Genomic DNA, 20,009 nt, shown 5'->3' on the forward strand with positions numbered 1-20,009 from the left:
AGAGATCCTCTCTTAATTTGTGTTCGCGGCGTTCTGTGCCAGATCGCTGTCGGCGCTCAACTCACGCACGGCGATGTAACGTTCGCTGCGACGGGTGCGATCCAGCACCTGCCCTACCAATTGACCACATGCAGCGTCAATGTCTTCACCACGGGTGGTGCGGACAGTGACGTTGAAACCGGCCTGATGCAACTGATCCTGGAAGCGGCGGATGGCATTGTTGCTCGGCCGCTCGTACCCGGAGTGCGGGAACGGGTTGAATGGAATCAGGTTGATCTTGCACGGGATGTCTTTGAGCAGCTCGATCATTTCCACGGCGTGCTCAAGCTTGTCATTGACGTCCTTGAGCAAGGTGTACTCGATGGTCAGCACACGTTTCTCGCCAAGGGCAGACATGTAGCGCTGGCACGACTCGAGCAGCATCTTAAGCGGATATTTCTTGTTGATCGGCACCAATTGGTTACGCAATGCGTCATTCGGTGCGTGCAGCGACAACGCCAGGGATACGTCGATGTGCTTGGCCAGCTCATCGATCATGGGCACCACACCCGAGGTGGACAGGGTCACGCGGCGCTTGGAGATCCCGTAGCCGAGGTCATCCATCATCAGATGCATGGCGGCGACGACGTTGTCGAAGTTCAGCAACGGCTCGCCCATGCCCATCATCACCACGTTGGTGATGGCGCGGTCGACGGTGGCCGGGACGCTGCCGAAAGATTTGTTGGCAATCCACACCTGACCGATAACTTCGGCGGCGGTGAGGTTGCTGTTGAAGCCTTGCTTGCCGGTGGAGCAGAAACTGCAGTCCAGGGCACAGCCTGCCTGGGACGAAACGCACAAGGTGCCGCGTTTGCCCTGGGGAATGTACACGGTCTCGACGCAGCTGCCGGACGCCACGCGCACCACCCATTTACGGGTGCCGTCGCTGGAGATGTCCTCGCTGACCACTTCCGGACCACGTACTTCAGCAATGGCCTTGAGCTTGTCGCGCAAGGCTTTGCTGACGTTCGTCATGGCGTCGAAATCATCGACGCCAAAGTGGTGAATCCATTTCATTACCTGACCGGCACGGAAACGCTTCTCCCCGATTGAGTCGAAGAATTTTTCCATTTCCGGCTGGGTCAGACCCAGCAGGTTTGTTTTAACAGTCGATGTAGTCATGGATTCACCTTCACTCTGCAAGCAATGCTTAGCGAGTGGTTACTTCAGTAGCTGCGAAGAAGTAAGCGATTTCGCGAGCGGCAGCAGCTTCGGAGTCCGAACCGTGAACGGCGTTGGCGTCGATCGATTCAGCGAAGTCAGCACGGATGGTGCCGGCAGCAGCTTCTTTAGGGTTGGTAGCGCCCATCAGCTCACGGTTGCGAGCGATAGCGTTTTCGCCTTCCAGAACCTGAACGACAACCGGGCCGGAAGTCATGAAAGCAACCAGGTCACCGAAGAAACCGCGCTCGCTGTGCTCAGCGTAGAAGCCTTCGGCTTCGGCTTTGGACAGTTGCTTCAGTTTCGAAGCTACAACGCGCAGGCCAGCGTCTTCGAAGCGAGTGGTGATCTTGCCGATCACGTTTTTAGCAACGGCGTCAGGCTTGATGATGGAGAAAGTACGTTGAACAGCCATGGTGTAACTCCAGAAACGGTAATTTGCGAAAAATTAAACCCGCGAATTATACGCGGGTTCTTGGGTATTGCCTAACCTGCGAGGACGATCAGTCCAATTCTTCAGCCCAGAGTGTCTGAACCGCTTCCAACACCTTCTCGCCAACGCGACCAGAGGTGTCGTCGAAATCGGGAAGTGACTTGATCATCTGCTGCAGTTTGACGAAACCAACAGAATACGGATCGATACCCGGGTGGACCTCGGCCAGCTCTTCTGCAATACGTTGAACATCATTCCAACCGTAGCTCATGACAGTCTTACCAGTCAGTGCGGCGCTTCGGCCGCATGGTTAAGCGAATATTTCGGAATCTCGACGGTGAGGTCTTCTTCACCGACGATGGCCTGGCAGGCCAGACGCGATTGCGCTTCCAGGCCCCAGGCACGATCAAGGAAATCTTCTTCCAGCTCGTCAGCCTCTTCCAGCGAGTCGAAACCCTCGCGGATGATGCAGTGGCACGTGGTGCAGGCGCAGACGCCCCCGCACGCGCTTTCCATCTCGATGTGGTGTTCATGGGCCAGCTCGAGAATCGATGTGCCGGGCGCAGCCTCGACGACCATGCCTTCAGGGCAGAACTTCTCGTGGGGCAGAAAAATGACCTGCGGCATCAGATATCCTCGATTTCATTCAGGTTGCGCCCCGACAGAGCGGCTTTCACCGTCAGATCCATGCGGCGGGCAGCAAAAGCATCGGTCACTTGCGACAGACGCTTGGTCTGCTGCTCGATGGCGTAACCATCGGTACCTTTCATCAGTTCGGCCAGTTCCTGCATTTGCAGTTCGATGACCATGCGCTCTTCGGCGTCGAGCAAGCGCTCGCCATCGGCCTCCAGCGCACCCTGCACCGCTTCAAGCAGGCGCTGGGCATCGACCTGCTGCTCGCGCAGGACGCGGGCAACCTTGTCGTCATTGGCATGCTGGAACGAATCTTTGAGCATCTTGGCGATTTCGCCGTCGGTCAGGCCGTAGGACGGCTTGACCTGAATGCTCGCTTCAACGCCCGAGCCCAGTTCACGGGCGGACACGCTAAGCAAACCGTCGGCGTCGACCTGGAAGGTCACGCGAATTTTCGCCGCACCGGCCACCATCGCCGGAATGCCGCGCAATTCGAAACGTGCCAGCGAGCGGCAGTCGCTGATCAGCTCGCGCTCGCCCTGCAAGACGTGGATCGCCATGGCCGACTGGCCGTCTTTGTAAGTGGTGAAATCCTGGGCGCGGGCGACGGGGATGGTGGTGTTGCGCGGAATCACCTTCTCCATCAGACCGCCCATGGTTTCCAGCCCCAGGGACAGCGGAATCACATCGAGCAGCAGCAGTTCGCCGCCATCGCGTTTGTTGCCAGCCAGGGTATCGGCCTGGATCGCGGCCCCGATGGCCACCACTTGATCCGGGTCGATTTCCGTCAATGGCTGACGACCAAAGGCTTCGGCAACAGCTTCACGAACACGCGGAACGCGGGTCGAACCGCCGACCATGACCACGGCGTGGACGTCTTCCAGCTCAATGCCGGAGTCGCGAACCGCGCGGCGGCAGGCTTTCAGACTGCGCGCAACCATTGGCTCGATCAGCGCATCGAAGGCTTCACGGGTCAGTTGTGCTTTCCAGTCGCCGTAAGCCACTTCCACACTGGCCGCGTCGGTCAGGGCTTCTTTGGCCGCGCAGGCGGTCTGCAGCAGATTGCGTTGTGCGCCCGGATCGAGATCAGCGGACAGCCCAGCGCTTTCAATGATCCAGCCGGCAATCGCGTGGTCGAAGTCATCGCCGCCCAGCGCGCTGTCGCCGCCGGTGGCCAGCACTTCAAAGACGCCGCCGGTCAGACGCAGAACCGAAATATCGAACGTACCGCCACCCAGGTCATAAATCGCCACCAGACCTTCGGCGTGCTGATCCAGACCATACGCAACGGCAGCGGCGGTCGGCTCGTTGAGCAGACGCAACACGTTCAGACCGGCGAGCCTGGCCGCATCTTTGGTGGCCTGACGCTGAGCATCGTCGAAGTAGGCAGGGACGGTGATCACCGCGCCAACCAGTTCACCGCCCAAGGTCGCTTCAGCACGCAGACGCAAGACCTTGAGAATATCGGCGGAGACTTCAACGGGGCTTTTCGGGCCTTGTACGGTGTCGATGAACGGCATGTGCGATTCGCCGCCGACAAAGCGGTACGGCAGTTGCTCGCCCAATTGCTTGACGTCGGACAGCCCACGACCCATCAAGCGCTTGACCGACAGCACGGTATTCAGAGGATCGGAGGATGCGGCGAGCTTGGCCGACTCGCCGACTTCGACGCGGTCGGCGTGATAACGCACGGCGGACGGCAGGATGACCTGCCCGTTGGCGTCGGCCAGCGGCTCGGAAAGACCACTGCGCAGCGCAGCGACCAGCGAATTGGTAGTACCCAAGTCGATGCCCACAGCCAGACGACGCTGGTGCGGTTGAGGACTTTGGCCGGGTTCGGCGATCTGCAGTAGAGCCATGGTGATCAGGTCTTGTCTGTCTGTCAGCGTGCAATCAGGGCAGCACTGGGTTAATCGTCGAGGCGCTCTTCCAGCTGGCGCACTTCGTAGGTGAGCTTGTCGAGGAACTGCATGCGCCGCATCAGGCGTTCGGCCTGCTCGCGTTGCGCTGCATCATCCCAACAGGCTGCGAAGCTTTCGTTGAGCTGCTCCTGAGCTGCCTTCAAGCGACGCTTGAATACCGCGACACCGTCGAGGTCGGCACTGTCCTGCAGATCTTCAAGCTCTTCGCGCCATTGCATCTGCTGCAGAAGAAACTCGGGGTCGTGGACGGTGACTTCCATCGGCACTTCATGCCCGCTGATTTTCAACAGGTAGCGTGCGCGCTGGGCCGGGCTCTTGAGCGTCTGGTAGGCGTCGTTGAGCCGCGCCGATTGCTCGAGCGCCGAGCGCTGCTCGCGCTCCGAAGCGTCGGCAAAACGGTCGGGATGGACGCCGCGCGCCAACTCACGGTAGCGCGTGGCCAACTGCTCGAGATCCAGGCGGAAGCTCGGCTGCAGCTCGAATAAAGCGAAATGACAAGGAATACCCACGACCAGCCTCAGATGTTGAAGCTTTCGCCGCAGCCACACTCACCGCGCACGTTGGGGTTGTTGAACTTGAAGCCTTCGTTCAACCCTTCCTTGACGAAATCGAGCTCGGTGCCGTCCAGGTAGGCCAGGCTTTTAGGGTCGATGATCACTTTTTCGCCGTGACTCTCGAACACCTGATCTTCCGCCACTACCTCGTCGACAAACTCCAGCACGTAGGCAAGGCCGGAACAGCCTGTGGTGCGAACACCCAGACGAATCCCTTCACCTTTGCCGCGCCCGTCGAGGGAGCGCCGCACGTGTCGAGCAGCCGCTTCTGTCATGCTGATAGCCATCGGTGACTCCTTACTCGTCGCCAAATCTTGAAAGTCAGATCAAGCCTTTCTTCTGCTTGTAATCGCGAACTGCCGCTTTGATAGCGTCTTCTGCGAGCACGGAGCAGTGGATTTTCACTGGCGGCAGGGCCAGTTCTTCGGCCAGCTGAGTGTTCTTGATGGTTTCGGCTTCGTCCAGGGTCTTGCCTTTCATCCACTCGGTGGCGAGGGAGCTGGAGGCAATTGCCGAACCGCAACCGTAGGTCTTGAACTTGGCGTCTTCGATAACGCCCTGATCGTTGACCTTGATCTGCAAACGCATCACGTCGCCGCACGCCGGAGCGCCGACCATGCCGGTGCCGACATCAGGATCTTCCGCGTTCATCTTGCCGACGTTGCGCGGGTTTTCGTAGTGGTCGATGACCTTTTCGCTGTAAGCCATGATTCTAATCCTCACTCATCAGGGCCGCTCTTGAGACCCTGCAACTGCGCTGCGTAAACCGCCGCGTCGCTACAGGATCTGTATCTGGCGGCTTCTATATTTAGTGTGCCGCCCACTCGATTTTCGAGATATCGACGCCGTCTTTGTACATGTCCCACAGCGGCGACAGAGCGCGCAGCTTGGTAACGGCCTCGCAGACTTTCTGCGCGGCGTAGTCGATTTCTTCTTCGGTGGTGAAACGGCCGAAGGTAAAGCGGATCGAGCTGTGTGCCAGTTCGTCGTTGCGGCCCAGGGCGCGCAGTACATACGACGGCTCCAGCGACGCCGAGGTGCAGGCCGAACCGGACGATACCGCCAGATCCTTGAGCGCCATGATCAGCGACTCGCCTTCAACGTAGTTGAAGCTCAGGTTCAGGTTGTGCGGAACGCGGGCAGTCAGGCTGCCGTTGACGTACAGCTCTTCCAGATGCTCGACCTGCTGGTAGAAGCGATCGCTCAAGGCTTTGATGCGCACGTTTTCAGCGGCCATGTCTTCCTTGGCTACGCGGAACGCTTCACCCATGCCGACGATCTGGTGGGTCGCCAGGGTGCCGGAACGCATGCCACGCTCGTGACCGCCGCCGTGCATGGTCGCTTCGATGCGCACACGCGGCTTGCGGCTGACATAAAGCGCGCCGATGCCTTTAGGGCCATAAGTCTTGTGGGCGGAGAACGACATCATGTCGACTTTCAGCTTCTGCAGATCGATTTCGACCTTGCCAGTAGACTGAGCGGCGTCGACGTGGAACAGCACGCCCTTGGCGCGCAGCATCTCGCCAATGGCGGCGATGTCGTTGATGGTGCCGATTTCGTTGTTGACGTGCATTACCGACACCAGAATGGTGTCTTCGCGCAGGGCCGCATCGATCATTGCCGGAGTGATCAGACCGTCTTCGGTCGGCTCGAGGTAGGTCACTTCGAAACCTTCACGCTCCAGTTGGCGCATGGTGTCGAGGACAGCCTTGTGCTCGATCTTGCTGGTGATCAGGTGCTTGCCCTTGGAGGCGTAGAAATGTGCCGCGCCCTTGATCGCCAGGTTGTCGGACTCGGTGGCACCGGAGGTCCAGACGATTTCACGCGGGTCGGCGTTGACCAGATCGGCCACCTGACGACGAGCGTTTTCGACGGACTCTTCAGCTTTCCAGCCGAACACGTGGGAGCGGGACGCCGGGTTACCGAAGTTTCCGTCGACCAGCAGGCATTCACTCATTTTCTGCGCAACGCGCGGATCAACCGGGGTGGTTGCAGAGTAATCAAGGTAAATCGGCAATTTCATGGACTATCTCCTAAATCAGGGCTGGCGTGCCGCGGGTAGCTCTTCGGCTGTCATTCGACGGCGGACGCTTCAATCTTGTCCAGGCGTGGCGCCTTGCTGCTGCAACGGCGCTGGTCCTGACGCTGGGCCACTTCTTGTACCTCACGGCGAGTCACAAGGTCGGCCAAGCTGATACCGCTCAGAAATTCGTGAATCTGCAGGCTCAAGTCGCACCACAGATGATGGGTCAGGCAGGTATCACCGGAATGGCAATCGCCCTGGCCCTGGCACTTGGTGGCATCGACCGATTCGTTCACCGCATCGATCACCTGGGCGACCTGGATGCCCTGCATATCGCGGGACAACTGGTAGCCACCACCCGGACCGCGAACACTGGAAACCAGGTTGCTGCGGCGCAGCTTGGCGAACAGCTGTTCGAGGTAGGACAGGGAGATGCCTTGGCGCTCGGAGATATCGGCCAGAGACACCGGCCCGTGCTGCGCGTGCAACGCCAGGTCAAGCATGGCGGTCACGGCGTATCGGCCTTTTGTAGTCAGTCGCATGGACAGTTACCACGGAGTTCGGAATGGGCGGGAGTATGCAATTCCCGAGCATTTAAGTCAACTATAAGACCTAGTGCTTTAGTCGGGTTTACCCGCAAAAGAGCGCGCGAATGATAGCAAAGGCCTGCGGCGTACAGCCAGTGATACCGAGCCATCGTTCATCGCGAGCAGGCTCACTCCTACATTTGGAATGCGCTCTCCTGTAGGAGTGAGCCTGCTCGCGATAGCAGCGCCTCGGTTTAACTGGCCTGGCTCTGATCCTTGCCTTTGACGCAGGCGAAGTCTTCTTCGCGCAGCTCAGGCAGATCTTTCGCACAGTAATTGCTGCCCAGGTCCTTCAGCGCGCCGCACATGCCTTCCAGACGTCCGTCCACCGCTTGCAGATGATCGAGCAACTGGCCGATGGCGCGGGCCACCGGGTCGGGCATGTCTTCGCTGACACCGTAGGCGTCGAAACCGATCTTCTCGGCCATGGCTTTGCGCTTGGCGTCCTGCTCTTCATCAGTCTTGATGATGATCCGCCCTGGAATTCCCACCACGGTGGCGCCCGGTGGCACTTCCTTGGTTACCACAGCGTTGGAACCGACTTTGGCGCCTGCACCGACCGTGAACGGGCCAAGGACCTTGGCGCCGGCTCCAACCACCACGCCATCACCCAGCGTCGGGTGGCGCTTGCCTTTGTTCCAACTGGTGCCGCCGAGGGTCACACCTTGATAGATGGTCACGTCGTCGCCGATCTCGGCGGTTTCACCAATGACGATGCCCATGCCGTGGTCGATGAAGAAACGCCGACCAACTTTGGCGCCCGGATGAATTTCGATTCCGGTCAGCCAGCGACCGAAGTTCGACACCAGTCGCGCCAACCATTTCAGCTCGTTGCGCCAGAGCATGCCGGCCAGTCGATGAATCCAGATCGCATGCATGCCGGGGTAGCAGGTCAGGACTTCAAAAGCGTTACGCGCCGCCGGGTCTCGATGGAATACGCTCTGGATATCTTCACGCAAACGCTCAAACATCATTCAATCCTTCCGCTTTAGAAGCTCGCCACGGGCCGCTTTCTGGGTCTCCGTGAGGATGCCACGCAAAATATTCATTTCCGCCCGGCTGACCGAGCTGCGTCCATACAACCGACGCAGGCGCGCCATCAAGTGCCGAGGTTTTTCCGGGTCGAGGAACTCGATGGCAACCAGCGTCTGCTCAAGATGCTCATAGAATCGCTCCAGCTCATCCATGGTCGCCAGCTCGGCGCTTTTCACCGAGGCCACTTCTTCTTTCTCGACCTTGCTCGGCTGACCCTGCGCAGCCAGCCAGGCCATGCGCACTTCATAACTCAACACCTGCACCGCCGCCCCGAGGTTCAGCGAACTGAAGGTCGGGTCGGAAGGGATGTGCACGTGGAAGTGACATCGCTGCAGCTCTTCGTTGGTCAGGCCGGAGTCTTCACGGCCGAACACCAGAGCGATCTCGGCGCCCTGCCCGGCTTCCTCGACCACTTTGTTGCCGCATTCGCGCGGATCCAGCAGCGGCCAGGGAATACGGCGATCGCGGGCGCTGGTACCGAGCACCAGATTGCAACCGACCAAAGCGTCTTCCAGAGTGGCGACGACTTGCGCGTTTTCAAGGATGTCACCGGCACCGGAGGCGCGGGCGTCGGCCTCGTGGTGCGGGAAGACCCGCGGTTCGACCAGCACCAGTCGCGACAGACCCATGTTTTTCATGGCGCGCGCGGCCCCGCCGATGTTGCCGGGGTGGCTGGTGTTGACCAGGACGACACGAATGTTCTGCAGCAAGGGAGGCGCTCTCGGACACAGGAAAGGGGGGCAAATCTTACAGAACAGCCTACCGTTAAGCTATGAAAGCGAACAGCGTCCTTCACCTGAAGAAAAGTTCTGATAGAATGCGCGGCTTTCTTTAACAACCTTAGGTGACACATCCATGCAGCCCATGCTGAATATCGCGCTGCGCGCCGCCCGCAGCGCCAGTGAACTGATCTTCCGCTCCATCGAGCGCCTGGATACCATCAAGGTCGACGAAAAAGACGCCAAGGATTACGTATCCGAGGTCGATCGCGCCGCTGAACAGAAAATCATCGATGCCCTGCGCAAGGCTTACCCGAATCACTCGATCCAGGGTGAAGAAACCGGCCTGCACGCCGGCACCGGCATCGAAGGCGAAGAGTACCTGTGGATCATCGATCCGCTGGACGGCACCACCAACTTCCTCCGTGGCATTCCGCATTTTGCAGTGAGCATCGCCTGCAAATATCGTGGCCGCCTGGAACACGCAGTGGTGCTGGACCCGGTTCGCCAGGAAGAATTCACCGCCAGCCGTGGTCGCGGCGCTCAACTGAACGGTCGCCGTCTGCGCGTCAGCGGTCGCACCAGCCTCGACGGCGCCCTGCTCGGCACTGGCTTCCCGTTCCGTGACGATCAGATGGACAACCTCGACAACTACCTGGGCATGTTCCGCGCCCTGGTTGGCCAGACTGCTGGCATCCGCCGCGCCGGCTCGGCGAGCCTGGACCTGGCCTACGTGGCTGCCGGTCGTTTCGACGCGTTCTGGGAGTCGGGCCTGTCCGAGTGGGACATGGCTGCAGGCGCCCTGCTGATCCAGGAAGCTGGCGGTCTGGTGAGCGATTTCACCGGCGGTCACGACTTCCTCGAGAAAGGCCACATCGTTGCCGGCAACACCAAATGCTTCAAGGCAGTGCTGACAGCGATCCAGCCGCACCTGCCGGCTTCGTTGAAGCGTTAAGCTTTCCGCGAAACGAAAAAAACACCCTTCGGGGTGTTTTTTTATGCCTGGAATTTCCCCCCTCCAGACACACCACGAACCCAATGTAGGAGTGAGCCTGCTCGCGATAGCGTCGTATCAATCACCACCCGCTTTGAATGATGAATCGCTATCGCGAGCAGGCTCACTCCTACAAGGGAATGCGGTGCAGCCAAAAAACGCGGGCACAAAAAAAGCACCCCGCAGGGTGCTTCTTTCATAACAGTGGAATCTTACTGAGCTGGCTCATTCTGCGACAGGATCAGCTTGCCTTCCTTGTCGACCGGAATCTGGTTGCCCGGATCGCGATCCATCCGCACTTTGCCTTCCTTGCCATCGAGCGAGTAACGCACATCGTAACCAACGACCTTGTCGCTGATGTCATTGACCGTGTTGCAACGGGTTTGGGTGGTGGTGTAGGTATCGCGGTTCTGCATACCTTCCTGCACCTTGTTACCGGCATAACCGCCGCCGACTGCACCGGCTACCGTGGCAATCTTCTTGCCGGTACCGCCGCCCACCTGATTACCCAACAAACCACCGGCTACGGCGCCAATTGCCGTGCCGAGAATCTGGTGTTGATCCTTGACCGGCGCCTGCCGGGTCACGGTTACATCCTTGCATACTTCACGTGGAGTCTTGATCTGTGTCTTGACCGGCTCAACGGCTAATACTTGCGCATACTCAGGGCCGCTTTTAACCAGGCTGTAGGTGGCAACAGCACCCCCGGCTGTGACACCGACAGCACCCAATACCGCACCAACCAGCATCGACTTGTTCACATGAACCTCCTGACCATCACATGCGGGACGCGCCCGCGCTTCTCCCAGCCTTGGAGCACAAAAAAAGGCGGGAGTTCAACTCGCGCCTTTTGCTGGCTGACAGCCGGGAAATCGCTGGCCGTTATGGACGGTCGTCGACTTCCTTCTCGGTGTTGGCAGGAGGAATCAGATCCTCTGTGGTCAGGTTCAGCCAGATCAGCACCACGTTGGCGATGTAGATCGACGAGTAGGTACCCGCCAACACACCGATGAACAGCGCGATGGAAAAGCCGAACAGGTTGTCGCCGCCGAAGAACAGCAGCGCCGCGATCGCCAGCAGCGTGGAGATCGACGTCGCCATGGTGCGCAGCAGGGTCTGGGTGGTCGAGATGTTGATGTTCTCGATCAGCGTCGCCTTGCGCAGCACGCGGAAGTTCTCACGTACCCGGTCGAAAACGACGATGGTGTCGTTCAGCGAGTAACCGATGATCGCCAGCACCGCCGCCAGTACCGTCAGATCGAAGGTGATCTGGAAGTACGAGAGGATACCCACGGTCACGATCACGTCGTGGATCAGCGAGACAATCGCGCCGACCGCGAACTTCCACTGAAAGCGGAACGCCAGGTAGATCAGGATGCCGCCGAGCGCCAGCAGCATGCCGAGGCCGCCCTGGTCGCGCAGCTCTTCACCGACCTGCGGGCCGACGAACTCGACACGCTTGACCGTCGCCGGGTTGTCGCCGCCGATCTTCTGCAGCGCTTCGGCAACCTGATGGCCCAGTTGCGGGTCTTCACCCGGCATGCGCACCAGCAGGTCAGTCGTGGCGCCGAAATTCTGCACCACGGCTTCGTGATAACCGGAGGTCGCCAGCTGCTCGCGCACCTTGGTGACGTCGGCCGGACGCTCGTAGGTCAGCTCGATGAGCGTACCGCCGGTGAAGTCCAGACCCCAGTTCATGCCCTTGGTGGCGACACTGAACAAGGCAATGACGGTAAGCAACACGGTGACGCCGAACGCGAAGTTGCGAACGCCCATGAAGTTGATTGTACGTAACATGGCAGCCCCTTAAATCCACAGCTTCTTGAAGTCACGTCCGCCAAAGATCAGGTTGACCATTGCGCGGGTCACCATGATGGCCGTGAACATCGAGGTAAAGATCCCGAGGGACATGGTCACTGCGAAACCCTTCACCGGGCCGGTGCCCATGGCGAACAGAATGCCGCCGACCAGCAAGGTGGTCAGGTTGGCGTCGAGAATCGCGGTGAATGCCCGGCCGAAGCCTTCGTTGATTGCCCGCTGCACCGTCATGCCAGCGGCGATCTCTTCACGAATCCGCGAGAAGATCAGTACGTTGGCGTCGACCGCCATACCCATGGTCAGGACGATACCGGCGATACCCGGCAGGGTCAGCGTGGCGCCCAACAGCGACATCAATGCCAGCAGGAGCACCATGTTCACCGCCAGCGCGACGGTGGCGATGACGCCGAAGAAGCGGTAGATGGCGATGATGAACAGCGACACGAACAGCATGCCCCACAGCGACGCATCGATACCTTTGGTGATGTTGTCAGCACCCAGACTCGGACCGATTGTGCGCTCTTCAGCGAAGTACATCGGTGCAGCCAGACCACCGGCACGCAGCAGCAGCGCCAGCTCGGACGACTCGCCCTGACCGTTCAGGCCAGTGATGCGGAATTGCGCACCCAGCGGCGACTGGATGGTCGCCAGGCTGATGATCTTCTTCTCTTCCTTGAACGTCTGCACCGCGACGTCTTTCTCGACGCCATCAACCACTTGCTTGGTGTATGTGGTGACCGGACGCTGTTCGATGAAGATCACCGCCATGCTGCGACCGACGTTGGAACGGGTCGCGCGGCTCATCAGCTCGCCACCGTGGCCATCCAGACGGATGTTCACTTCAGGCGTGCCGTGTTCGCCGAAACCGGCCTTGGCGTCGGTAACCTGGTCACCGGTGATGATCAGACCACGTTCGATCTGCGCTGGCGGACGGTTGCCTTCACGGAATTCAAACGACTCGGAAGTGGCTTTCGACGCACCCGGCTCAGCGGCCAGACGGAACTCAAGGTTGGCCGTCTTGCCGAGAATACGCTTGGCTTCGGCAGTGTCCTGCACGCCCGGCAGCTCAACCACGATGCGGTTGGCGCCCTGACGCTGGACGATCGGTTCGGCAACACCCAGCTCGTTGACGCGGTTACGGACCGTGGTCAGGTTCTGCTTGATGGAGTATTCACGGATTTCCGCCAGCTTGGCCGGGGTCATCGCCAGACGCAGCACCGGTTGACCGTTGAGGTCGGCCGGAACAATGTCGAAATCGTTGAAGTTCTTGCGGATCAGCGCACGGGCCTGTTCGCGGGAGTCTTCATCGCTGAAGCCCAACTGAATGGCACCGCCCAGTTGCGGCAGGCTGCGATAGCGCAGCTTCTCTTTGCGCAGCAGGCTCTTGACGTCGCCTTCGTAGACTTTCAGGCGTGCATCGAGGGCTTTGTCCATGTCCACTTCGAGCAGGAAGTGCACACCACCGGACAAGTCCAGACCCAGCTTCATAGGGTGCGCACCGAGGTTGCGCAGCCATTGCGGAGTGGTCTGTGCCAGGTTCAGCGCGACAACATAGTCGTCACCCAATGCCTTGCGCACAACATCCTTGGCCGGCAGCTGATCTTCAGCCTTGCTCAGACGAATCAGACCGCCCTTGCCGCCCGCGGTCAGAGTGGCCGCCTTGACGTTGATGCCGGACTCTTTCAGCGCTGTGCTGACGCGAGCCAGATCGGCGTCATTGACCTGCAGAGCCGTGCTGGCGCCGCTGATCTGAATGGCCGGGTCATCGGGGTAAAGATTGGGAGCGGAATAAATCAGACCGATCGCCAGCACCGCCAGGATCAGAATGTATTTCCACAGAGGGTATTTGTTCAGCATCACGCCGCCCGTTATGAACGCGGGGCGCCTTGCGCGCCCCGTCGATTGAGTAGAAGTTGTTGCTCTTAGATCGCTTTCAGCGTGCCTTTTGGCAGCGTGGCGGCGATAGCGCCTTTCTGGAACTTCATTTCCACGGTGTCGGACACTTCCAGGACCACGAAGTCATCGGCAACCTTGGTGATCTTGCCGGCGATGCCGCCAGTGGTCACGACTTCGTCGCCCTTCTGCAGGCTGCTCAGCAGGTTCTTCTGCTCTTTGGCGCGCTTGGCCTGTGGACGCCAGATCATCAGGTAGAAGATGATCAGGAAGCCGACCAGGAAAATCCACTCGAAGCCGCCGCCCATTGGGCTTGCAGCAGCCGGTGCAGCTGCGTCAGCCATGGCGTTAGAGATAAAAAAGCTCATTTAGCACTCCAGTTGCAAATGTTGAATCTTGGGGTCAGAAAACTCAGTCCAAAGGCGGGACGGGAAGTCCGCGTTTGGCGTAGAAGGCATCGACAAAGGCGGCCAATGTACCCTGTTGAATAGCCTCGCGCAAACCAGCCATCAGCACCTGATAATGGCGCAAGTTATGGATGGTATTGAGCATGCTGCCGAGCATTTCGCCGCACTTGTCCAGGTGATGCAGATAAGCGCGCGAGAAGTTCTGGCAGGTGTAGCAATCGCAGGTCGGATCCAGCGGCGATTCATCATGGCGATGGAACGCGTTACGGATCTTCAGCACACCGGTATCGATGAACAGATGCCCATTGCGGGCATTACGGGTTGGCATCACGCAATCGAACATGTCCACACCGCGGCGCACACCCTCAACCAGATCTTCCGGTTTGCCAACGCCCATAAGGTAACGAGGTTTGTCAGCGGGCATCTGACCCGGCAGATAATCCAGCACCTTGATCATTTCGTGCTTCGGCTCGCCCACCGACAGACCGCCGATGGCGAGGCCGTCGAAGCCGATCTTGTCGAGGCCTTCGAGCGAGCGCATGCGCAGGTTTTCATGCATGCCGCCCTGGACGATGCCGAACAGCGCTGCAGTGTTGTCACCGTGAGCATTCTTCGAACGCTGCGCCCAACGCAACGACAATTCCATCGATACGCGCGCGACGTCTTCGTCAGCCGGGTACGGCGTGCATTCGTCGAAGATCATCACGATGTCGGAACCGAGATCGCGCTGCACCTGCATCGACTCTTCCGGGCCCATGAACACCTTGGCGCCGTCGACCGGAGAAGCGAAGGTCACGCCCTCCTCCTTGATCTTGCGCATCGCGCCAAGGCTGAACACCTGGAAGCCACCGGAGTCGGTAAGAATCGGACCTTTCCACTGCATGAAATCGTGCAGGTCGCCGTGTTCCTTGATCACTTGAGTGCCGGGACGCAACCACAGGTGAAAGGTGTTGCCCAGAATGATTTCCGCGCCAGTGGCGACGATGTCGCGCGGCAGCATGCCCTTGACCGTGCCGTAGGTGCCGACCGGCATGAATGCCGGGGTCTCGACGGTGCCACGGGGAAAGGTCAGGCGACCACGACGAGCCTTGCCATCGGTGGCCAGCAGCTCAAAGGACATTCGACATTCGCGACTCATTCTGTTTCCTCTGGGCCCGACTGTTCAGGGGCAGTTGGAGCGGGATTGCGGGTGATGAACATCGCATCCCCGTAGCTGAAAAAGCGGTAACCGTTTTCCACGGCGGCCTTGTAGGCGGCCATGGTTTCGGGATAACCGGCAAACGCGGAAACCAGCATCAACAGCGTGGATTCCGGCAAATGGAAATTGGTCACCAGCGCATCGACCACATGAAACGGCCGGCCCGGGTAGATAAAGATGTCGGTGTCGCCACTGAACGGCTTGAGCACACCATCGCGCGCCGCACTTTCCAGCGAACGCACACTGGTCGTGCCGACCGCAATCACCCGACCGCCACGCGCACGGCACGCAGCGACCGCATCGACCACGTCCTGGCCGACTTCCAGCCACTCGCTGTGCATGTGGTGATCTTCGATCTTTTCGACCCGCACCGGCTGAAACGTCCCCGCGCCGACGTGCAACGTGACGAACGCCGTCTCGACGCCCTTGGCGGCAATCGCCTGCATCAACGGCTCATCGAAATGCAGCCCCGCCGTCGGCGCCGCCACCGCGCCCAGTCGCTGCGCGTACACGGTCTGATAGCGCTCGCGATCCGAGCCTTCATCCGGGCGGTCTATATAAGGAGGCAACGGCATGTGCCCGACGCGATCGAGCAGCGGCAAGACTTCCTCGGCAAAACCCAGCTCGAACAGCGCATCATGACGCGCGAGCATCTCGGCTTCGCCACCGCCGTCGATAAGGATCTTCGAACCCGGTTTCGGCGACTTGCTGGAGCGCACATGGGCCAGCACGCGGTGCGCATCGAGCACGCGCTCGATGAGAATTTCCAGCTTGCCGCCGGACGCTTTCTGCCCGAACAGCCGCGCCGGAATCACCCGGGTATTGTTGAACACCATCAAATCGCCCGGGCGCAAATGCTCAAGCAAATCAGTGAATTGACGGTGTGCCAGGGCGCCGCTCGGCCCATCAAGGGTCAGCAGGCGACTACCGCGACGCTCGGCCAACGGATGGCGGGCGATCAGCGAATCAGGAAGCTCGAAAGTAAAGTCAGCAACGCGCATGATGGGGTTCGTCTAGCAGGGCCGGAAAGTCTAGCGGAAATATCAAAAATTGACCATGAAACGTGATTGACCAACGGTAATCACCTCTCTATACTTCGCCGCCATTGAGCCCTGATGGCGGAATTGGTAGACGCGGCGGATTCAAAATCCGTTTTCGAAAGGAGTGGGAGTTCGAGTCTCCCTCGGGGCACCAACACAGAGAAAAAGGTCTTGCGAAAGCAAGGCCTTTTTTTTCGTCGTGAGAAAAGTGGTTGGTGCCTATCTGGCTTTCCTACCCAAGATCAAATCAGTTTTCGGAATCGGATGGGTGCCCACCCGACTCCTTCACTCCAAACATCCGCCCAGCAATCTCCCGCCCCCATTCCAACCCTTCCTTCGTCAACCATATCGACTTGTTCCTGTTCACCGGATTACTGATCAAACCCTGTTCGTGCAAGCGGTTCATGATCTCGAAGTCATACCCCTTCCACGCATTGCCGTCGTCGGAGCTATAGGCTGCCAGGAGAGCGAGGACGGCGTCGTCGATCAGTTTCATGTCGTATTCCATGATGGTCACTCCGCTGATGTTCAGTCTTTGTAATCAAAGCGTCGTATCAAAGTGGATGTCAATGCTGCGCGAGCTTGTGGGTTTAGATGCCCGATTGCTGGTTGCCTCGAATGCGATGACCGCCCGTATAATCGCGCCCGCAAAATAGACTTCCGCTGGTACTTCGCGCATTGGGCTCAAGCCCTTCACTTCATTGACAGACATCCCCATGGAAACCTCACTGGAAACCGTCGCCCTTTTCTCCCTCAAACTCGCCTACGAAGAAGAGGGCCTGAGCCCGATCCTGCGCGATGACATGGTCATGGGCGATTATCAGAAAGATGTTTTCGAGCTACTGGTGAAACGCGGCGATGTCGAGGCCATTCAGTTCAAGATGAACGAATGCCTGAACGTGGCGCTGGATGCCTTGGGTGGGGTCGAGAAGCCGTTGGGGCGGGAGTTGCGCAAGTTGTCGGCGGAGTTGGCTCAGGCGCGGTCGGTGGAGCAGCTGGGTCAGCCGCTGCTCGCGCTGAAGGGGTATCTGCGCGACATTCTTTGAGTGCCGCGCAATCGATGCTTACAGCAGATAGCTCGAGATGTACTTGGAAATTTCCACCATCGAGGTCTTGCCGGTGAATTCGAATTTCACTTTGCCCAGCGACGAAAAGTAGATTTCCAGCTCGGAATCCAAGTCGAACGTGCCCGAGGTTTCCACGGAGTAGGCGACGATGTTTTTGTATGGCAGGGAGGTGAAGTCCTTTTTGCTGCCGGTGATACCTTGGACGTTGACGGCAATGATGCGTTTGTTGGTGAAGACCACCCCGTCGCGCATGGCTTTGTAGGAATCGATGACTTGTTCACCTTCCAGTAGCAGCGCAGTGACGCGCTCGGCGTATTCGTCGTTCTGCTTGAGTTTGAAGAAGCCTTTGTTATTGAAGTCGATCATGTGTCCATCCTCTTGCTTGAGAAAACATCCTGGTATTTCTTCAAATCAGCGACGCGCCTTCAGCACCCGAATATCCGTTGGGAAGCCGTCAGCGCCCACCAGCTTTTTCCAGCCCATGTACTGAAATTCACCGTTGGGATTAATGTAGTCGCCCTTCTCTGGTTGCCCTCCGCCAACTATCGCAACACGCTTCACTTCGCCACAGCCGCCATCCGATGGTCGCACCGTGTAGATCACATAGGGCTTCACGTATTGCGTCGCGCGGAAGTATTGGCCGCAGATTTCGTCGACGGTGATCAGCATGGTTTTCAGGCGGGCTTCGCCGTCGGTGTCTTCGTGCAGTTTCAGGAAGGAGATGTCGCCGACGTCGCTGTAGCCGAGGGAACGGGCGCGTTGGTAGGCGGGGGAGTTCTGGTGCGCAATACGGCCCTCCTCCACACCCCGTTGCGTTTGCGCGGCGAACTCGGCTTTGCCTTGGGCCAGGGTTGCCTCGGCGTGGGCGGCGACGTTTTCGCAGTGAGCGTACTCGCTGGAGTCGAGGTGTTGCGGTAGCAGGTTAAGGCGGCGCTCGTTCATGGAGGCGAGGCTGTCTTGCATGCCGGACGTTAGTGCATACGCAGCGGGGACGCGACCGCTCTGGACGTCGGCGATTTTCTCCTGCATCCGCTGGCAATTGGCGAGGTAGTAATTCCAGCTGGCTTGCGGGTGTTCTTGCGCGAAGCTGAAGGTCGGGGTGATGACGGCGACAAGGGTGAGGACGCCGAGCAGTTGCGGCAAACGGGTTGTGAAAAACATGGGTAGTCCATTACAGAGAAGGCATGGCGCGACGCTACTATTTTGCTATCTTGCCGTCCACTCTCCGGCGGCGTTCATGCGCCGTTTCAGTTTTGTCGCAAGGAAAGAAATCCGATGGATGCTGTGTTGTGTTTAGTGGTCATGGCGGCAATGTGGTTCTGGGTGGTGCGCCAGCGCGGGCAATGGAATCTGTTGTTGGCGAACCTTGCTGGCGCAGGCAGCGCGGTGGTGGCGGGCATCGTCTTCACACTGATTTATGACGGGCTGTTCGGCACGACTATGGCAACGCCCGGACTGCATAACAGCCTGGTGGTATTCATGACCAGCGCGGGCGTTCTGGCGGGCGTGTGGTTGTGGATCGCCAAGCGTCGTCAGCCGGAGCATCCGGTTGCCCGTCAACTGCTCGCGGGGGTCTGTGGCTTTGCCGCCGGCATGGTCACGTTGATGTTTCTGGCGGTGAATTATTTTCCGCAACCGTAACCGGACGGCGCGTCTATTTTGCTATCTTGCCGCGCATCATCGGCGCTCGCTGATCGTCTCGCACCGCGCTTGGATTGTTGAAAGTTAAGGAAAGGATCAAATGGAGTTTCTGCGTTTTCTGGCGTTCGTTGCTGCCTGGGGCTTTATGTGGCGCTGGGTGGTGAAGAACCGTGGCAGCTGGAATATTTTCTACGGCAATATCGTCGGCGCGGCGGGCGGTTTCATTGTGGGTCTGGTGGTGTTGTCGATCACGTTTTCGCTGTTTCCCTCCGCGTATAAAAACGAGCAGCCCGAAGGTGTCATGGCGCAGAACGTCGATTCGACTTCTCTGCTGCCTGAAAGCGAATCGACGGCCGCCGCTCAACTTGCCGCCGCTCCGACCTTCGCAACTATCGAGCCAGACAATCAGCCATCGCCACCCGACTCCGCACTATTGCCGAACTACGCCGGCCGTGCGCCGAAGTCGATTTCGGAGCAAACGGTGCTGGCGCAAAGTGATGCCGAGGGTCGCAAGGCGCTTACCGCGCTGAGCAAAAAACTTGGCCACGACGCGGACAGCGACAAGTCGATGCTCGCTTATGTCATGTGCAGCCCGTTGGTCACCAGCACCTTGCGCTTCCCGGCATCGGCGCGTTTCGCTGACAGCCAGTTGCTGACTACCAAGCGCTTCAAGGATCAGGTCTACAGCTTCAGCAACAGCCTGACTGCGCGCAACATGAACGGCGACGATGTCACTTACCGTTTCGACTGCTCGGTGCAGGAGCAGGCGTCGTCGGGCGAGTGGCGTTTGTTGGCGTTGAAGCTGCAGAAAACCTCGGCTTAAGCCTCGCTTAAGCGTTCACGGC

Annotated in this window: 25 protein-coding genes and 1 tRNA gene; 5 read left to right on the forward strand and 21 right to left on the reverse strand. The window is 59.1% G+C overall.

What is annotated here, in order from left to right; translation table 11 throughout:
• Positions 1-12: 12 nt before the first annotated feature.
• From rlmN to trmJ, 12 genes are all read right to left on the reverse strand, one after another.
• Complete coding sequence (gene rlmN / locus J2Y90_RS00425; protein ID WP_024014215.1) at positions 13-1,161, reverse strand: 23S rRNA (adenine(2503)-C(2))-methyltransferase RlmN; 1,149 nt, start codon at positions 1,159-1,161, stop codon at positions 13-15.
• Between the two features lie 28 nt (positions 1,162-1,189).
• Positions 1,190-1,615, reverse strand: coding sequence for a nucleoside-diphosphate kinase (gene ndk, locus J2Y90_RS00430; protein ID WP_024014216.1), 426 nt, complete (start codon positions 1,613-1,615; stop codon positions 1,190-1,192).
• Positions 1,616-1,703: 88 nt separating this feature from the next.
• On the reverse strand, positions 1,704-1,904 hold the full coding sequence (gene iscX, locus J2Y90_RS00435; RefSeq protein ID WP_253495686.1) for a Fe-S cluster assembly protein IscX: 201 nt from the start codon (positions 1,902-1,904) through the stop codon (positions 1,704-1,706).
• A gap of 14 nt (positions 1,905-1,918) precedes the next feature.
• A complete protein-coding gene (fdx, locus tag J2Y90_RS00440) occupies positions 1,919-2,260 on the reverse strand; it encodes an ISC system 2Fe-2S type ferredoxin (protein ID WP_016773327.1) in 342 nt (113 codons plus the stop codon).
• On the reverse strand, positions 2,260-4,125 hold the full coding sequence (gene hscA / locus J2Y90_RS00445) for a Fe-S protein assembly chaperone HscA (RefSeq protein WP_253495688.1): 1,866 nt from the start codon (positions 4,123-4,125) through the stop codon (positions 2,260-2,262). Before hscA ends, fdx begins: the two co-directional genes overlap by 1 nt.
• Before the next feature lie 50 nt (positions 4,126-4,175).
• Entirely contained in the window at positions 4,176-4,697 is a 522-nt protein-coding gene (gene hscB, locus J2Y90_RS00450; RefSeq protein ID WP_016773325.1) for a co-chaperone HscB, read from the reverse strand.
• Positions 4,698-4,705: 8 nt separating this feature from the next.
• Positions 4,706-5,029: an iron-sulfur cluster assembly protein IscA gene (gene iscA / locus J2Y90_RS00455; RefSeq protein ID WP_003227904.1), complete on the reverse strand. Its 324-nt coding sequence runs from the start codon at positions 5,027-5,029 to the stop codon at positions 4,706-4,708.
• A 34-nt stretch (positions 5,030-5,063) separates the two neighbouring features.
• Entirely contained in the window at positions 5,064-5,450 is a 387-nt protein-coding gene (gene iscU, locus J2Y90_RS00460) for a Fe-S cluster assembly scaffold IscU (RefSeq protein ID WP_003227907.1), read from the reverse strand.
• Positions 5,451-5,550: 100 nt separating this feature from the next.
• Positions 5,551-6,765: an IscS subfamily cysteine desulfurase gene (locus tag J2Y90_RS00465; protein WP_039761430.1), complete on the reverse strand. Its 1,215-nt coding sequence runs from the start codon at positions 6,763-6,765 to the stop codon at positions 5,551-5,553.
• 50 nt (positions 6,766-6,815) lie between these two features.
• On the reverse strand, positions 6,816-7,307 hold the full coding sequence (gene iscR / locus J2Y90_RS00470; protein WP_016773323.1) for a Fe-S cluster assembly transcriptional regulator IscR: 492 nt from the start codon (positions 7,305-7,307) through the stop codon (positions 6,816-6,818).
• A gap of 239 nt (positions 7,308-7,546) precedes the next feature.
• The gene (gene cysE / locus J2Y90_RS00475) at positions 7,547-8,323 is read right to left on the reverse strand and encodes a serine O-acetyltransferase (RefSeq protein WP_253495690.1); all 777 of its coding nucleotides are present in this window, start codon (positions 8,321-8,323) and stop codon (positions 7,547-7,549) included.
• Between the two features lie 3 nt (positions 8,324-8,326).
• The gene (gene trmJ / locus J2Y90_RS00480) at positions 8,327-9,097 is read right to left on the reverse strand and encodes a tRNA (cytosine(32)/uridine(32)-2'-O)-methyltransferase TrmJ (protein WP_073473313.1); all 771 of its coding nucleotides are present in this window, start codon (positions 9,095-9,097) and stop codon (positions 8,327-8,329) included.
• Between the two features lie 145 nt (positions 9,098-9,242).
• On the opposite strand from trmJ, the gene suhB reads away from it, so the two are divergent.
• Positions 9,243-10,061 carry a type III secretion system regulator SuhB gene (gene suhB / locus J2Y90_RS00485; protein WP_016773320.1) on the forward strand — a complete coding sequence of 273 codons (819 nt, stop codon included), beginning with the start codon at positions 9,243-9,245 and terminating at the stop codon, positions 10,059-10,061.
• Between the two features lie 251 nt (positions 10,062-10,312).
• Here the strand turns inward: suhB and J2Y90_RS00490 are convergent, their stop codons facing one another.
• From J2Y90_RS00490 to queA, 6 genes are all read right to left on the reverse strand, one after another.
• On the reverse strand, positions 10,313-10,861 hold the full coding sequence (locus J2Y90_RS00490) for a glycine zipper 2TM domain-containing protein (RefSeq protein WP_253495692.1): 549 nt from the start codon (positions 10,859-10,861) through the stop codon (positions 10,313-10,315).
• Between the two features lie 121 nt (positions 10,862-10,982).
• Entirely contained in the window at positions 10,983-11,897 is a 915-nt protein-coding gene (gene secF / locus J2Y90_RS00495; RefSeq protein WP_253495694.1) for a protein translocase subunit SecF, read from the reverse strand.
• 9 nt (positions 11,898-11,906) lie between these two features.
• Positions 11,907-13,775 (reverse strand): protein translocase subunit SecD, encoded by a 1,869-nt coding sequence (gene secD, locus J2Y90_RS00500; RefSeq protein ID WP_016773318.1) that lies wholly within the window; start codon positions 13,773-13,775, stop codon positions 11,907-11,909.
• Positions 13,776-13,840: 65 nt separating this feature from the next.
• Entirely contained in the window at positions 13,841-14,179 is a 339-nt protein-coding gene (yajC, locus tag J2Y90_RS00505; protein ID WP_253495696.1) for a preprotein translocase subunit YajC, read from the reverse strand.
• A gap of 43 nt (positions 14,180-14,222) precedes the next feature.
• The gene (tgt, locus tag J2Y90_RS00510) at positions 14,223-15,338 is read right to left on the reverse strand and encodes a tRNA guanosine(34) transglycosylase Tgt (RefSeq protein ID WP_160768392.1); all 1,116 of its coding nucleotides are present in this window, start codon (positions 15,336-15,338) and stop codon (positions 14,223-14,225) included.
• A gap of 14 nt (positions 15,339-15,352) precedes the next feature.
• Positions 15,353-16,417, reverse strand: a complete 1,065-nt coding sequence (gene queA / locus J2Y90_RS00515; protein ID WP_083353529.1) for a tRNA preQ1(34) S-adenosylmethionine ribosyltransferase-isomerase QueA — start codon at positions 16,415-16,417, stop codon at positions 15,353-15,355.
• A 108-nt stretch (positions 16,418-16,525) separates the two neighbouring features.
• Here queA and J2Y90_RS00520 point away from each other — a divergent pair.
• Positions 16,526-16,610, forward strand: a tRNA-Leu gene (locus tag J2Y90_RS00520).
• A gap of 93 nt (positions 16,611-16,703) precedes the next feature.
• Here J2Y90_RS00520 and J2Y90_RS00525 read toward each other — a convergent pair.
• The gene (locus tag J2Y90_RS00525) at positions 16,704-16,952 is read right to left on the reverse strand and encodes a DUF6429 family protein (RefSeq protein ID WP_253495698.1); all 249 of its coding nucleotides are present in this window, start codon (positions 16,950-16,952) and stop codon (positions 16,704-16,706) included.
• A 220-nt stretch (positions 16,953-17,172) separates the two neighbouring features.
• Between J2Y90_RS00525 and J2Y90_RS00530 the strand changes: the two genes are divergently transcribed.
• Positions 17,173-17,502: a hypothetical protein gene (locus J2Y90_RS00530; protein ID WP_253495700.1), complete on the forward strand. Its 330-nt coding sequence runs from the start codon at positions 17,173-17,175 to the stop codon at positions 17,500-17,502.
• 18 nt (positions 17,503-17,520) lie between these two features.
• Here J2Y90_RS00530 and J2Y90_RS00535 read toward each other — a convergent pair whose 3' ends face one another.
• Together J2Y90_RS00535 and J2Y90_RS00540 are read right to left on the reverse strand one after the other, a co-directional pair.
• The gene (locus tag J2Y90_RS00535) at positions 17,521-17,889 is read right to left on the reverse strand and encodes a PH domain-containing protein (RefSeq protein WP_039761415.1); all 369 of its coding nucleotides are present in this window, start codon (positions 17,887-17,889) and stop codon (positions 17,521-17,523) included.
• 45 nt (positions 17,890-17,934) lie between these two features.
• Positions 17,935-18,684, reverse strand: coding sequence for a hypothetical protein (locus tag J2Y90_RS00540; RefSeq protein WP_253495702.1), 750 nt, complete (start codon positions 18,682-18,684; stop codon positions 17,935-17,937).
• A gap of 114 nt (positions 18,685-18,798) precedes the next feature.
• Between J2Y90_RS00540 and J2Y90_RS00545 the strand changes: the two genes are divergently transcribed.
• Both J2Y90_RS00545 and J2Y90_RS00550 read left to right on the forward strand, forming a co-directional pair.
• The gene (locus J2Y90_RS00545) at positions 18,799-19,164 is read left to right on the forward strand and encodes a hypothetical protein (protein ID WP_253495704.1); all 366 of its coding nucleotides are present in this window, start codon (positions 18,799-18,801) and stop codon (positions 19,162-19,164) included.
• 100 nt (positions 19,165-19,264) lie between these two features.
• Positions 19,265-19,987: a hypothetical protein gene (locus tag J2Y90_RS00550; protein ID WP_253495705.1), complete on the forward strand. Its 723-nt coding sequence runs from the start codon at positions 19,265-19,267 to the stop codon at positions 19,985-19,987.
• Positions 19,988-20,009 lie beyond the last annotated feature (22 nt).

This window comes from Pseudomonas koreensis (assembly GCF_024169245.1).
Lineage (GTDB): Bacteria > Pseudomonadota > Gammaproteobacteria > Pseudomonadales > Pseudomonadaceae > Aquipseudomonas > Aquipseudomonas koreensis_F.

Coding starts and splice junctions, on each gene's coding strand:
- J2Y90_RS00545 (WP_253495704.1), top strand. CDS start 18,799: ATGGATGCTGTGTTGTGTTTAGTGGTCATGGCGGCAATGTGGTTCTGG.
- secD (WP_016773318.1), bottom strand. CDS start 13,775: ATGCTGAACAAATACCCTCTGTGGAAATACATTCTGATCCTGGCGGTG.
- iscU (WP_003227907.1), bottom strand. CDS start 5,450: ATGGCTTACAGCGAAAAGGTCATCGACCACTACGAAAACCCGCGCAAC.
- J2Y90_RS00540 (WP_253495702.1), bottom strand. CDS start 18,684: ATGTTTTTCACAACCCGTTTGCCGCAACTGCTCGGCGTCCTCACCCTT.
- J2Y90_RS00550 (WP_253495705.1), top strand. CDS start 19,265: ATGGAGTTTCTGCGTTTTCTGGCGTTCGTTGCTGCCTGGGGCTTTATG.
- tgt (WP_160768392.1), bottom strand. CDS start 15,338: ATGTCCTTTGAGCTGCTGGCCACCGATGGCAAGGCTCGTCGTGGTCGC.
- J2Y90_RS00525 (WP_253495698.1), bottom strand. CDS start 16,952: ATGAAACTGATCGACGACGCCGTCCTCGCTCTCCTGGCAGCCTATAGC.
- secF (WP_253495694.1), bottom strand. CDS start 11,897: ATGTTACGTACAATCAACTTCATGGGCGTTCGCAACTTCGCGTTCGGC.
- iscR (WP_016773323.1), bottom strand. CDS start 7,307: ATGCGACTGACTACAAAAGGCCGATACGCCGTGACCGCCATGCTTGAC.
- J2Y90_RS00465 (WP_039761430.1), bottom strand. CDS start 6,765: ATGAAATTGCCGATTTACCTTGATTACTCTGCAACCACCCCGGTTGAT.
- yajC (WP_253495696.1), bottom strand. CDS start 14,179: ATGAGCTTTTTTATCTCTAACGCCATGGCTGACGCAGCTGCACCGGCT.
- J2Y90_RS00530 (WP_253495700.1), top strand. CDS start 17,173: ATGGAAACCTCACTGGAAACCGTCGCCCTTTTCTCCCTCAAACTCGCC.
- iscA (WP_003227904.1), bottom strand. CDS start 5,029: ATGGCTATCAGCATGACAGAAGCGGCTGCTCGACACGTGCGGCGCTCC.
- J2Y90_RS00535 (WP_039761415.1), bottom strand. CDS start 17,889: ATGATCGACTTCAATAACAAAGGCTTCTTCAAACTCAAGCAGAACGAC.
- suhB (WP_016773320.1), top strand. CDS start 9,243: ATGCAGCCCATGCTGAATATCGCGCTGCGCGCCGCCCGCAGCGCCAGT.
- queA (WP_083353529.1), bottom strand. CDS start 16,417: ATGCGCGTTGCTGACTTTACTTTCGAGCTTCCTGATTCGCTGATCGCC.
- fdx (WP_016773327.1), bottom strand. CDS start 2,260: ATGCCGCAGGTCATTTTTCTGCCCCACGAGAAGTTCTGCCCTGAAGGC.
- ndk (WP_024014216.1), bottom strand. CDS start 1,615: ATGGCTGTTCAACGTACTTTCTCCATCATCAAGCCTGACGCCGTTGCT.
- cysE (WP_253495690.1), bottom strand. CDS start 8,323: ATGTTTGAGCGTTTGCGTGAAGATATCCAGAGCGTATTCCATCGAGAC.
- hscA (WP_253495688.1), bottom strand. CDS start 4,125: ATGGCTCTACTGCAGATCGCCGAACCCGGCCAAAGTCCTCAACCGCAC.
- rlmN (WP_024014215.1), bottom strand. CDS start 1,161: ATGACTACATCGACTGTTAAAACAAACCTGCTGGGTCTGACCCAGCCG.
- iscX (WP_253495686.1), bottom strand. CDS start 1,904: ATGAGCTACGGTTGGAATGATGTTCAACGTATTGCAGAAGAGCTGGCC.